Here is a 13,627-nt window from a genome sequence, read left to right on the forward strand (position 1 = left end):
TAGCAATGTCAATCGAGTCAATTTTTACACCGCAAGATGCCGCTTTTTACCAGGTTAAAACCCATGCCGCAGGGCCGCAGGGGGCATTACCGTTAACGCCAAAAATGCTGCTGGAATCCCCAAGTGGAAATCTGTTCGGCCTAACGCAAAATGCGGGTATGGGTTGGGATGCCAATAAACTAACGGGAAAAGAAGTGCTTCTGTTGGGGACCATGGGGGGAATTCGGGAGCCGGACGGCAGACCTGTGGCACTGGGTTATCACACTGGGCACTGGGAAATTGGTTTGCAGATGGCCGCCGCGGCAAGAGAGATAACGGGCCATGGCGGTATTCCTTTTGCTGCGTTTGTCAGCGACCCTTGCGATGGCCGTTCGCAAGGCACTCATGGTATGTTTGATTCACTGCCTTATCGCAACGATGCCGCGATTGTTTTTCGCCGTCTGATTCGTTCATTGCCAACTCGTCGTGCGGTGATTGGCGTGGCAACTTGTGATAAAGGCTTGCCTGCAACCATGATTGCGCTCGCTTCAATGCACCAGTTACCGACCATCCTGGTACCTGGTGGCGCTACATTGCCACCTACTTTTGGTGAGGATGCCGGTAAAATTCAGACTATCGGTGCACGCTTCGCCAACCATGAACTCTCTTTGAAAGAAGCTGCTGAGTTAGGTTGCCGGGCGTGTGCGTCTCCGGGAGGGGGATGCCAGTTTTTAGGAACGGCTGGTACGGCACAGGTGGTGGCAGAAGCACTGGGTCTTGCTTTACCTCACTCAGCGCTGGCACCTTCAGGGCAGGAAGTCTGGCTGGAAATCGCTCGTCAGTCCGCTCGTGCCGTCCTCGCGCTGGATGAAAAAGGGATCACCACCGGCGATATTCTCACGGATAAAGCGATTGAAAACGCGATGGTGGTTCATGCGGCGTTTGGCGGTTCCACTAACTTACTGCTGCACATTCCTGCTATTGCCCATGCGGCACGCTGTACATTGCCGGATGTTGAGCATTGGGCACGAATCAATCGAAAAGTCCCGCGTCTGGTGAGTGTGTTACCGAACGGGCCGGATTATCACCCGACGGTGCGGGCATATCTGGCCGGTGGTGTGCCAGAAGTGATGCTGCATCTGCGTAAACTTGGGCTGCTCCATGAAGATGTGATGACGGTCACCGGGCAGACATTAGGTGAAAACCTCGACTGGTGGGAAGCATCCGAGCGCCGTGAAAAATTCCGTCAGTGTTTACTGGATCAGGACGGTGTCGATCCTGATAGCGTCATTATGTCCCCGAGTGCTGCAAAAGCACGCGGCATGACTTCCACCATTTCTTTCCCGACAGGCAATATTGCACCTGAAGGCTCGGTCATCAAGGCGACGGCGATTGATCCCTCAGTTGTTGATGAAGATGGCGTTTATCGCCATACCGGCAGGGCGCGGGTATTTGTTGCGGAAGCTCAGGCGATTAAGGCCATTAAGAATGGCGATATTGAACAGGGCGACATTATGGTGGTAATAGGTGGTGGGCCATCGGGAACGGGAATGGAAGAAACCTACCAGTTAACCTCCGCTTTGAAGCATATTTCCTGGGGAAAAACAGTTTCACTGATAACCGATGCGCGATTCTCTGGCGTTTCAACCGGTGCGTGTCTCGGTCATGTCGCACCGGAAGCGCTGGCAGGCGGGCCAATTGGGAAATTGCGTGATAATGATATTATTGAAATTGTCGTTGATCGTCATTCACTCAGTGGATCTGTGAACTTTATTGGTAGCGAAGATATTCCTCTTACGCCTGAACAGGGGGTGGAGGTATTACTTGAGCGGGAAAGTCATCCTGATTTACATCCTCACGACTATTTACCAGATGACACCCGTTTGTGGGCGGCATTACAGTCTGTAAGCGGTGGAACCTGGAAAGGTTGTATTTATGACACCGATAAAATTATAGAAGTTATTAATGCCGGGAAAAAAGCACTCGGTATTTAATTAAAAATCTCATTATCACCGGTTTTTATTTGACCGGTGATGACGCACGTCTTAATAAAAATAATAGTGTGAACTCTGATTAATGAATTATTTGGAAGGTATTTTTATATCACGCGGGCGATATCACAAAAACCAGAAATCATAATTATGAAGTGAAAAATGATTATTGATGGTGCTTATGGATGAATCCTACAATTGGATTATTAAGCAGCTTGTTTAAAGTCACAAAAATAAAGGGTGTATTCCTGGCAAAGTGCAGGTTTTATTTTTTTTCATTTTGTAGGTCCCTGCTGTTGGTAATTTAATCCATATTATTATGAGTTGGGGGTAAAAATGCAGTTAACAATGAAAGATAAAATTGGTTATGGCCTGGGAGACACCGCCTGCGGGTTTGTCTGGCAGGCAACCATGTTTTTGCTTGCCTACTTTTACACCGATGTTTTTGGGCTTTCAGCAGGCATCATGGGCACACTTTTTCTGGTCTCCAGGGTACTGGATGCGGTGACCGATCCCATTATGGGATTGTGGGTCGACAGGACCCGAACACGCCACGGACAATTCCGTCCATTCTTGTTATGGGGGGCGATCCCTTTCGGTATTGTTTGTGTTCTGACGTTTTATACCCCTGATTTTTCCGCTCAGGGAAAAATAATATACGCATCGGTAACATATATATTACTCACGCTGGTTTATACCTTTGTTAATGTGCCTTACTGTGCAATGCCTGGTGTTATTACTGCCGATCCAAAAGAGCGCCATGCGCTGCAATCGTGGCGTTTTTTCCTGGCAGCTGCGGGTTCCCTGGCAATAAGTGGTATTGCTTTACCACTGGTGAAAATTATTGGTAAAGGCAATGAGCAGGTTGGGTATTTCGGTGCCATGTGTGTGTTGGGTATTAGCGGTGTGGCACTTCTTTTAATTTGTTTCTTCGCCACAAAAGAACGTTACACTTTTGAGGTCCAACCTAATTCTTCAATCAAAAAAGATCTCAGGCATCTGTTTGGGAATAGCCAGTGGCGAATTATGTGCGCCTTCAAAATGATGGCGACCTGTTCTAACGTGGTTCGTGGCGGTGCAACACTCTATTTCGTGAAATACGTTATGGATCACCCAGAGCTTGCAACCCAATTTTTACTCTATGGCAGTATCGCCACCATGCTGGGTTCACTGTGCTCATCCCGCCTACTGGGACGTTTTGACCGTGTCACCTCGTTTAAATGGATAATCGTGGTTTATTCAGTGATTAGCCTGCTTATTTTTGTTACCCCATCTCACAGTATTGGTCTGATATTCGCGTTGAATATTCTGTTCCTGTTTATTTTCAATACCACCACACCACTGCAATGGCTGATGGCTTCGGACGTCGTGGATTACGAGGAAAGCCGCAGTGGGCGCCGTCTTGATGGCCTGGTTTTCTCAACCTATTTGTTCAGCCTGAAAATTGGCCTGGCGATTGGTGGTGCGGTGGTGGGCTGGATCCTCGCCTTTGTTGATTACTCCGCAAGCAACGTGGTTCAACCGGATAACGTCTTAGATACCATAAAAATTCTGTTCTGTGTGGTGCCGGTCGTACTGTACGTGGGGATGTTTATCATGCTGTCGATGTACAAACTGAGCAGTGAACGCGTTGAAGAAATCAGTCAGCAGCTATTGCAAAATCGCGCGCGCAAGGAAGAAGAGATTTCGGGTACCACGGTCGCGGCGTCAAACTAAGGGGAAAAAAATGTACAACATTACCAATCCGATTTTGAAAGGTTTTAACCCTGATCCCTCTCTTTGCCGTCAGGGAGAGGATTACTACATTGCCACTTCGACCTTTGAATGGTTTCCTGGCGTGCGTATTTACCACTCCAGGGATTTGAAACACTGGTCGCTGGTGAGTTGCCCGCTGGATCGTGTATCGATGCTGGATATGAAAGGCAACCCGGATTCTGGTGGCATTTGGGCGCCTTGCCTGAGTTACGCCGATGGGCAGTTCTGGCTGCTGTATACGGATGTGAAAATTGTCGACTCACCGTGGAAAAATGGTCGTAATTACCTGGTGACTGCACCTTCTGTCGAAGGGCCATGGAGCGAGCCTGTCGCGATGGGAAATGGCGGGTTTGACCCGTCGCTGTTCCACGATACTGACGGAAGAAAATATTACGTATATCGCCCGTGGGGACCGCGGCATCACAGTAATCCGCATAATACCATCGTGTTGCAGGAGTATTTCCCTGAACAGAAAAAGCTCTCTTCAGAGCGAAAAACCCTATTTACCGGCACCCCGCTGGGCTACACCGAAGGGGCGCATATCTATCAGAAAGAGGGCTATTACTATCTGATGGTCGCTGAAGGTGGAACCAGCTACGAACATGCGGTTGTAGTGCTCCGTTCCACAACACTCGATGGCCCGTGGGAGCTCCACCCGGAAACAACGGTCATGACCAGCTGGCATTTGCCAGAAAATCCATTGCAAAAAAGCGGGCATGGATCGTTGCTGGAAACCCATACGGGTGAATGGTATATGGCCTATCTCACCAGCCGCCCTCAGAGGCTGCCGGGTATTCCGCTGCTGGCTGCGGGCGGGCGAGGTTATTGCTCGCTTGGCAGAGAAACAGGTATTACCGGCCTTGAGTGGCGCGATGGCTGGCCGTATGTGAAAGGTGGAAAACACGCAGCACAAACGGTCGCAGGCCCACAAATGCAGGAGTCCACGCCAACAGATGATGAGAATTGGTTTGAAGATTTTGATGGCGAGAGCCTTAACCCAGAGCTGCAAACCCTGCGTATTCCATTTGATGAAAACTTAGGGTCACTGACCGAGCACCGGGGTTTTCTGCGGTTGTACGGCAACGATTCCCTGAACTCAAGATTCACCCAGTCAACGGTGGCGCGGCGCTGGCAACACTTTGTTTTCCAGGCCGAAACCAGAATGCAGTTTTCACCGGCCCATTTCCAACAAAGCGCCGGGTTGACCTGTTATTACAACACTAAAAACTGGTCGTACTGTTTTATGGATTGGGAAGAGGGGAGAGGCCGCACTCTGAAAATCATTCAACTTGACCGCAATGTTCCTGCCTGGCCGTTACACGATGAGCCGATTCAGGTACCCGATAATGTGGAGAGCGTCTGGTTACGAGTGAATGTGGACCGACTGAGCTATTACTACAGCTATTCGTTCGATGGCAAAAACTGGCAGACGATCCCACTAACCTTTGAGGCGTGGAAGCTATCCGATGATTATATCGCTGGGCGGGGCTTCTTTACCGGGGCGTTTGTCGGACTGCACTGCGAAGATATCAGTGGTGATGGCTGCCACGCCGATTTTGATTATTTCAGTTACCAGCCAGCAGCAGAAAGTTAATTCGCAATACTGGGCTATTTGCGCATTTTTGCCGGGTAGCCCAGTTCAGCAGAAAGTTGCTGACCGGCTTCTTTCAGTAACTGGCAATACACATCCAGCTGGTTATCATCCACCCGGGATTTCAGTGTGGAAAGGCTGAGTGCTGCAATCACCCTGGATTCATGGTTCCACACGGGTACAGCAACACAGCGAACACCTTGCTCATTTTCTTCATTATCAATGGAATAACTAAGTTCACGGGTCTGTGCAAGCGCATCCAGTAATACTTCACGAGTGCAGATTGTGGCGGGGGTATAACGGCTGTACTCATAGTTTTGCAGCAACGTTTTCAGTTCCGCTTCCCTAAGCCAGGCGATTAAAACTTTACCAATTGCGGTTGAATGCACGGGCAGTCGGCGGCCAATACGTGAATAAGCGATAGCCGCAAGCTTCCCTTCAATCTTCTCTATATACACACCTTCGTTTCCATCCAGGACACCGAGATGTGTGGTTTGGCCGGTTTTAAGCGAAAGCTCAGTAAGCCAGCTTTTCGCCTTCTGACGAATATCCATCGAACCAACAACAAAATGGCCGCGTTCTACCAGTTTCATTCCCAGACGATATTTGCCATTTTCAGGGTTCTGATCGATATAACCATGAAGCTGGAGTGTTTTCAGAATGGAGTGGAGGGTACTTTTGCTCAAACCCATGAGCTGGCTAATTTCGGTGATTTTCAGCTCTGTTGCTTGCTCGTTAAACAAGTCAAGAATCTGTAAGGCACGCTCAACCGACTGAATTATTGGCATAATTTTATGTACCGTCCACAATAAAAATTCCTCGCGTGAACGTACTCTTTTTGCGCAATAAAATCAATTAAACCATTGTTCACGGTTTCAGGCTGGGGGGAGTTATTGGTGTAGAAGTCGGGACAGAAAGTTTTAGGGAGTATAAAGGCGAAATGCCTACAGGAGTCGATATAAATCCATAATTGATTATTTTAAATGGTTATTTTAAAGCACTACTTAACGAAACACCTCCAAATGTGCCCTCAGAGGTTTTTGTGTCGCCATTTTCAAGTCATTTTTAATGGTGCGCAGGAGTCTGTCTGTTAAACCCACGACGATGTAGTAGTTGCTATTTCTTTGGTTGATATCGCTTTTCATTCTGCGATACCCCTTGACCAATAATGATAGCTCCATCCGAGATTTTGCGGAGCGCGAGCGTGTCTTTGTTTTGATACTTTGAGATGCCATACGGCTGCTTGCAGAAGGCCTGGCCGATAGTCTGACCACACTATCAGATGGCAGATGTGTTTTTTAAAATTTTCAACACATTATATTGATTTTTTTGAATAAAAAAATCGCTGTAAAAATGAACAATAACGCTAACCTGCTTTCGGCATGTAGTACAAAAAAACAACGCAGAACTTAATTTAAACATCCGATTGCAGAGGGAAAGATGCGTAAAACATTATTAGTAATTGTAATGCTACTTTCATCCGGCTCGGCTTTTGCCGATTCCGCAAAATCATTCGATGGCTGGTATGTGGGTGGAAACCTTGGTTATGGCAGCGGAACTAATCAGGATGTTTCTGTGTCTCCGGGAGCAGGCGAGCCACATGGAACTCCACGCGATATTGATGGAACTATCGGCGGCATTCAGGCCGGGTATAACTGGCAACTGGATAACGATATTGTTTTAGGGGTTGAAACCGGATTTTCAGGAGCCAACATTAGCGGCGGCCTCAATAATCCGTCACATTCTTCATGGTATGACGAAGTAGATATTAATCAGGCATTCAATTTAAATTTCAAAGCTGGCTATGCGATTGGTAACTGGTTGCCATATGTCACCGCAGGTTTAACCGTTGCCTCAATGGAATTAGCAAAGGGATGCTCGGTTAATCCAGCCCCAGCCGTTCAGGATTGCGGCACGGCATTTAACACAGCAATTGATGATACCCGCGCGGGTTATAACGTTGGTGCGGGTGTTGAATGGAAGTTTAGCGACAACTTCTCGACGGCCCTTGAATATCGTTATACAGACTTAGGGGAAAGTGACGCGTTTACCCCAGTTGGTGCCAATGATGCTTATCCGAAATTCAAAACGGATTATTCAGAAGTCACTCTACGTGTGAATTATTATTTTTAAGAAACGACACCAAAACAATAGCCCTCTTCTGAACTGACCTCATAAAGTTGGACAGTTTGCATCAGGCGGCTAATAAGGCCTGGGTTCGGTATTCCACCGGACTCAGGGCTTTCAGTCTCAGGCTGATACGTTCATGGTTGTAATAATGGATATATTCATCAACGGCCTGTTTTAGCTCATTGATACTGTCGTACCTATTCAGATAAAAACACTCCGATTTAAGAGTGCTAAAAAAAACTTTGAGCCATCGCATTATCCAGACAGTTGCCTTTCCTCGAATCGGGCAACACTGACACCTTCACGTTTTAGCTGCCGCCAGACCTTACGCACACCGTCAACGCTGTAGTTTTCTTTGTATACGCGCTTTATCTCAGGCATTAGTACGGCATCGCGCTTATCCCGGCAACTTCGCCGCTCCGGATACTGCCGGAAAAATGCTTTCTGGACTTCTACTTGCTGACGCATTTCGGCATCCATCTCACCGAATACTCTTCAGCCTGCAGTTTTTTACCCATCTCAGCCAGGATATTCAGGTCAGTTTACCGGGCAGATATTGGATGTTAATGGCGATCAGTTAGCCCCCTGACGGCAAGATGGGGGGCAGTATTTGTTAAATGATCGTGAGTCGTTGTGACTCACGATTAATATAGCGAATTGCAGGATGTAAATCATTCCCACAATTTTACTGTTATGTTGTTGATTCAGCATCGGGAAGAGCGTGCCAGCACTGTGGCAAGAACATCTCTGTTGTACCTGTTCTTCAGTTGGTCGCTGAATTGAGTGTTTTACCCTCTTCGGTATCATAAGTTCTGAAATCGTTTCCTGCCGATCGTGAACGTCGCCGTTCTGAGGGCTTTTCCCTTAGCGGGTAAATCACACATCCGGTGAATTTGTGTAGCGGCCAATCCAGTAAACGTGAGCAGCCGCTACCGCCATAAATAATATTGATTATTAAAATTATTTATAATCAATACTATTAAATGGTAAGCCGAGGCGATACAGACTGAGGCATCATTTTAAAAAATCTTTACGGGCTGGATTGAACACATCAAGCAGAATACTATCTTGCTCCAATGCTACGGCACCATGCGTCACGAGTTTGCGGGCAAAATACCCATCCCCCGGTTTCAGAATCCGTTTCTCACCATCAATTTCTGCTTCAAAACTCCCTTTTACGACATAGCCAATTTGATCGTGAACCTCATGTGAATGCGGTGCGCCAATGGCTCCTTTATCAAAGCAAAGATGCACGACCATCAGATCATCGGTGTAACCCACGATTTTACGCTTGATGCCACCTGGCAGCTCTTCCCATTGGGTTTCTTCTTCTATAAAGAATGGATTCATTATCAAACTCCTGAATGCGTTTATTAAAGTTAGTGGCAGTCAAAATCTGATGCCGTGAGCATATAATAATACAATATGTGAGTTTGAATGTGACTGACTTCAATATACAGGCAATTTAGTCATGATGACCATGCTATGACAAGCCGAAAGATCCTGAGAAAGCAAAAGTAGCGCGTTGAAAGAATAACATTTTTACAATTTTTCATGACTCGCATCTCCTTTTCTTGTTACGCCACTACACTCTAAATTAATATTGTATTACTTTATTGGGAGGTGGAAACATACCCAGTAATTTATTCAGGACCCAATAATGATCACTCAGTCGGTGTTGTTAACAGAATCAGAAATAGATCAGCTACGTAAGGAGGTCGGCAAGCCAAGCCTGATGGGCAAAACTATCGAAGCCAACTGCAAAAAATTAGACACTTTCATGAGTCTTGCGCTTGATGTGCCGGGCCACGGCGAGGCAGGTGGTTACGAACACAATCGGCACAAAGAAAACTACACCTACATGAACCTCGCCGGGCGCTTATACCTCATCACCGGAAGAGAGCAATACGCGCAGTTTGTGAAAAATTTGCTCGCAATTTATGCCGACAAATATCTTACCTTTGGTTTTCACGTCCAAAAAAATACCAACTCAACCGGCCGTCTGTTCCATCAGATCTTAAATGAGCAATGTTGGTTGATATTTACCAGCCTCGCCTATTCCGACGTCGCGGCAACCATGACAGAAACAGAACGCCAGCGGGTGATTAAAGGTGTTTTTGAGCCGATGCTGGAAATGTTTACTATTAAATATGCCCATGATTTCGACCGCATCCACAACCATGGTATCTGGGCGGTGGCTGCCGTGGGGATTTGCGGTATTGCAATCGGTAAACGTGAATATTTGGATATGTCCGTTTATGGCCTGGAAAGGAATGGTTCAGGAGGCTTTTTGGCGCAAATTTCACAATTGTTCGCGCCATCGGGTTATTACATGGAAGGGCCTTATTACCACCGTTACTCGATTCGCCCAACCTGTCTATTCGCTGAAGTTCTTCACCGCCACATGCCGGAACTAGACATCTATAACTACAAAAATCAGGTGATTGGTAATACCATTCAGGCCTTACTTAGCACCGCTTACCCTGACGGAACCTTTCCGGCACTCAATGATGCTTCTCGCTCTATGTCCATCACTGATCAGGGTGTTCAGGTTGCACTCAGTGTCTACTCAAAACGCTATGGCCTTGACGACAATATTCTGGGCATGGCGAAAATTCAAAACAAAGTGTGGCTGCATTCCAGCGGCCTTGCACTCTCACAAGCGTTGGAACACGCCGCAAGTCAGGGCGAAATCAGCCCACCTTTCTGGCCTTCTGTAGAGTTGAATGAAGGGCCGGAGGGCAATAATGGCGCGCAAGGCTTCATTCGCATGAAGGACAAAACTGGCGATGTGTCACAACTGGTCATGAACTATGGCCAACACGGCATGGGGCATGGCCATTTTGATACCCTCGGCATTACATTCTTCAATAAAGGCCAAGAAGTTTTACGTGAATACGGCTTTTGCCGTTGGGTTAATGTGGAACCAAAATTCGGCGGCCGTTACCTGGATGAGAACAAATCATACGCCCGTCAAACGATTGCGCATAACACACTCACTATTGATGGGTTAAGTCAGAATAATTTTGATGTTGAACGTGCCGATAAGGCACACGCATTACCGCATTTCTTTGTTGCTGACGCGCCAAATATCAAAGGGATGAGTGCGTTTGCCAATAACCACTACCCGGATTTTGAAATGCAGCGCAGCGTGTTTTTATTGAATTTAGATGAGCTAGAAGCGCCGCTGTTACTTGATGTTTACCGGGTAAAAGGCGAAGGAGAGCATCAATACGATTACTCACATCAGTACGACGGTCAAATAATCCGGACTAACTTCGACTACCAGAATCACGCCGAACTTCACCCGCTTGCGCAGAGCAATGGTTATCAACACCTCTGGAACGTCGCAAGCGGTGAAGCCCAAGGAACAGTTCTGATTAGTTGGTTGCAGAACCACACCTTTTACACGTGGTTTGGGGCCAGCACAAATCACAATAATGAAGTGATCTTCACGCGAACCGGTGCCAGCGATCCGAACTTCAACCTACGCAGTGAACCCGCTTTCATTCTGCGCAACAAAGGTCAGTCGAGCCTGTTTGTTTCCGCGCTAGAAACACACGGCTATTTTAATGAAGAGTTTGAGCAATCCACGAATGCGCGTGGCCAAGTGACGTGTATCGATGTCGTAGGCTATAACGAAATTGGCAGCATTGTGGTAATTACCACGAAGAAATCGCAGGTCACGGTGATGATAAGTAACCGACCTGACGCTGACGAGCAAACCCATCATCAAGTTGAACTCAACGGTAAAACACTCAGTTGGCAGGGTTATTACGCATTTGAAGTCATTGCTTTAGACCTGGAGAAACAATAATGGATTACCAACCACTTTTAATGAGCTTTGCTGAAGCCGCGGAACTTAAAAAAAGTCTTGGCACTGATACTCTACTCGGCCAGGCGCTGGCTCGCGACATTAAACAAACGCACGGCTATATGGTGGACGTGGGTATTGAAGTACCTGGTCATGGCGAAGGTGGCGGTTATGAGCATAACCGCCATAAACAGAACTACATCCATATAGATCTCGCAGGTCGCCTGTTCCTTATCACGGGCGAGCAAAAGTATCGTGACTACATTGTCGAAATGCTCAGTGCATATGCCAATGTTTATCCCACACTTGAAAGCAATATCAGCCGCGACAGTAACCCACCGGGTAAAATATTCCATCAAACGCTGAACGAGAATATGTGGATGCTTTACGCATCCTGCGCCTATAGCTGCATTTACCACACCTTGTCTGAAGATCAGAAAACATTCATTGAAACAAATTTGTTCAAGCAAATGATTGAGCTGTTCGTCGTGACCTATGGTCATGATTTCGACATCGTACACAACCATGGTTTGTGGGCTGTTGCCGCTGTGGGGATTTGTGGCTACGCCATCAACGACCAGGCCGCCGTAGATAAAGCGCTTTACGGCTTGAAAAACGACAGCATGAGTGGTGGCTTCTTAGCTCAGTTGGCACAGTTATTCTCGCCTGATGGATACTATATGGAAGGGCCTTATTACCACCGCTTCTCGCTTCGTCCAATCTACCTTTTTGCTGAAGCTATTGAGCGACGCCAGCCAGAGATCAATATTTATAAATTCAATAATTCCGTGATAAAAACCACTTCTTATGCGGTGTTTAAAACTGCATTCCCTGATGGCACCTTACCTGCGCTCAACGATTCATCGAAAAGCATTTCAATTAATGATGAAGGGGTGATCATGGCGACATCGGTCTGCTTCCATCGCTACGAGCAGACTGACACGTTGCTGGGTATGGCAAACCACCAGCAAAACGTATGGGTTCATGCCTCCGGTAAAACCCTGTCAGATGCAGTGGATGCCGCAGAAAATATTCAACCTTTCGATTGGGGAAGTCTGTTTGTCACCGACGGTCCGAAAGGCGAAAAAGGCGGCTTGGGTATTTTACGCCACCGTGATGAAAAAAATGACGACACCATGGCACTCATTTGGTTTGGTCAACACGGTAGCGACCATCAATATCACTCGGCGCTGGATCATGGCCACTACGATGGCCTGCACCTGAGCGTATTTAATCGCGGGCATGAAGTGCTCCGCGATTACGGTTTTGGCCGCTGGGTTAATATTGAGCCAAAATTTGGTGGTCGTTATATCCCGGAAAACTCTTCGTACTGTAAACAGACTGTCGCACACAACACCGTCACCGTTGACCAAAAAACTCAAAACCATTTTGATACCGCACTTGCGGAAAAACGTTTTGGTTCCAGGGTTTTCTTCAACGCAGATAATAAAGAATTACAGGGTATGAGTGGCCGGATACAGGACTACTACGATGGTGTAGACATGCAGCGTAGTGTGCTTCTGGCTGAACTTGAAGCGTTTGAAAAAACACTGGTTATTGATATTTTTCGCATTAAATCTGAGCAGGAGCATCAGTATGATTTCCCGGTGCATTACGCTGGGCAGCTCATCCGCACTGACTTCAGCTATCACGCAGCAAGCACCTTGAAACCGATGGGTGCTGATAACGGATATCAGCATTTGTGGAACCTGGGATCCGGGAAAGTGCAAGGTAGTTCACTGGTAAGCTGGCTGCACGGCAGGAGCTATTACTCACTCATCACCAGTGCTCTAAATGAGGGAGAGGTGTTCTTCACCCGCACTGGAGCCAATGATCCTAATTTTAACCTGAAAAGCGAACCCGCTCTAATAATCCGACAGTCTGGAAAGGACCATGTTTTCGCTTCTGTTCTGGAAACCCATGGCTACTTCAACGAGTCCATCGAGGCGTCAGTGGGGGCTCGTGGCAGGATTACATCAATCCACGTGGTGGGTGATAACGATGTCGGCACGGTGATTCGCATTGAAACAACCTGCGATAGCATCTATCACTTTGCTATTTGCAATCTGGCGGATACACAACAGCAAGGAAAACACACCGTAGAGTTCGACGGTGTTAAATACACCTGGGAAGGTGCCTTTGCCCGTATTTTAAAATAAGCCAACTCCTGCGCAATAGGTAATGACGATCTAACAACAATAGATATCCTAACGCATTCAAGATAGCGGCGACGATAACCCTCCAATCACTGAGTCAAATCGGTGATTGGGGTGGCCAGGTCATGCCAACGCACCGGCAATTTGAAGGATGAAGGGGATAAACTGGAGGTCTATAAAGATGAACCTACTCTGCCCTCGTAACTAATCA

General features: G+C 47.2%; 8 protein-coding genes and 2 pseudogenes. 6 read left to right on the forward strand and 4 right to left on the reverse strand.

What is annotated here, in order from left to right; all coding sequences use genetic code 11:
• Positions 1-5 precede the first annotated feature (5 nt).
• From EC843_RS13540 to EC843_RS13550, 3 genes are all read left to right on the forward strand, one after another.
• Entirely contained in the window at positions 6-1,973 is a 1,968-nt protein-coding gene (locus EC843_RS13540; RefSeq protein WP_064548814.1) for a YjhG/YagF family D-xylonate dehydratase, read from the forward strand.
• A gap of 333 nt (positions 1,974-2,306) precedes the next feature.
• Positions 2,307-3,686 carry a glycoside-pentoside-hexuronide (GPH):cation symporter gene (locus EC843_RS13545; RefSeq protein ID WP_064548813.1) on the forward strand — a complete coding sequence of 460 codons (1,380 nt, stop codon included), beginning with the start codon at positions 2,307-2,309 and terminating at the stop codon, positions 3,684-3,686.
• A gap of 10 nt (positions 3,687-3,696) precedes the next feature.
• Positions 3,697-5,319 carry a glycoside hydrolase family 43 protein gene (locus EC843_RS13550; protein ID WP_133522397.1) on the forward strand — a complete coding sequence of 541 codons (1,623 nt, stop codon included), beginning with the start codon at positions 3,697-3,699 and terminating at the stop codon, positions 5,317-5,319.
• 14 nt (positions 5,320-5,333) lie between these two features.
• On the opposite strand, the gene EC843_RS13555 is transcribed toward EC843_RS13550, so the two are convergent.
• On the reverse strand, positions 5,334-6,104 hold the full coding sequence (locus EC843_RS13555; protein ID WP_064548808.1) for an IclR family transcriptional regulator: 771 nt from the start codon (positions 6,102-6,104) through the stop codon (positions 5,334-5,336).
• A gap of 652 nt (positions 6,105-6,756) precedes the next feature.
• Here EC843_RS13555 and EC843_RS13560 point away from each other — a divergent pair.
• Positions 6,757-7,449, forward strand: coding sequence for an outer membrane beta-barrel protein (locus EC843_RS13560; RefSeq protein ID WP_064548806.1), 693 nt, complete (start codon positions 6,757-6,759; stop codon positions 7,447-7,449).
• Positions 7,450-7,510: 61 nt separating this feature from the next.
• Here the strand turns inward: EC843_RS13560 and EC843_RS13565 are convergent.
• The 3 genes and pseudogenes from EC843_RS13565 to EC843_RS13575 all read right to left on the reverse strand — a co-directional run.
• Positions 7,511-7,727: pseudogene (locus EC843_RS13565) on the reverse strand (IS3 family transposase); the annotation flags it as partial.
• Between the two features lies 1 nt (position 7,728).
• Positions 7,729-7,869: pseudogene (locus EC843_RS13570) on the reverse strand (IS3 family transposase); the annotation flags it as partial.
• A 591-nt stretch (positions 7,870-8,460) separates the two neighbouring features.
• Entirely contained in the window at positions 8,461-8,796 is a 336-nt protein-coding gene (locus EC843_RS13575) for a cupin domain-containing protein (protein ID WP_064548800.1), read from the reverse strand.
• Positions 8,797-9,106: 310 nt separating this feature from the next.
• Between EC843_RS13575 and EC843_RS13580 the strand changes: the two genes are divergently transcribed.
• The gene (locus EC843_RS13580; RefSeq protein WP_133522398.1) at positions 9,107-11,263 is read left to right on the forward strand and encodes a heparinase II/III family protein; all 2,157 of its coding nucleotides are present in this window, start codon (positions 9,107-9,109) and stop codon (positions 11,261-11,263) included.
• The gene (locus tag EC843_RS13585; RefSeq protein ID WP_064548796.1) at positions 11,263-13,419 is read left to right on the forward strand and encodes a heparinase II/III family protein; all 2,157 of its coding nucleotides are present in this window, start codon (positions 11,263-11,265) and stop codon (positions 13,417-13,419) included. The genes EC843_RS13580 and EC843_RS13585 overlap by 1 nt, the downstream gene beginning before the upstream one ends.
• Positions 13,420-13,627: the final 208 nt, after the last annotated feature.

The sequence above is a fragment of the Buttiauxella sp. JUb87 genome (assembly GCF_004361975.1).
Taxonomy (GTDB): Bacteria; Pseudomonadota; Gammaproteobacteria; order Enterobacterales; family Enterobacteriaceae; genus Buttiauxella; species Buttiauxella ferragutiae.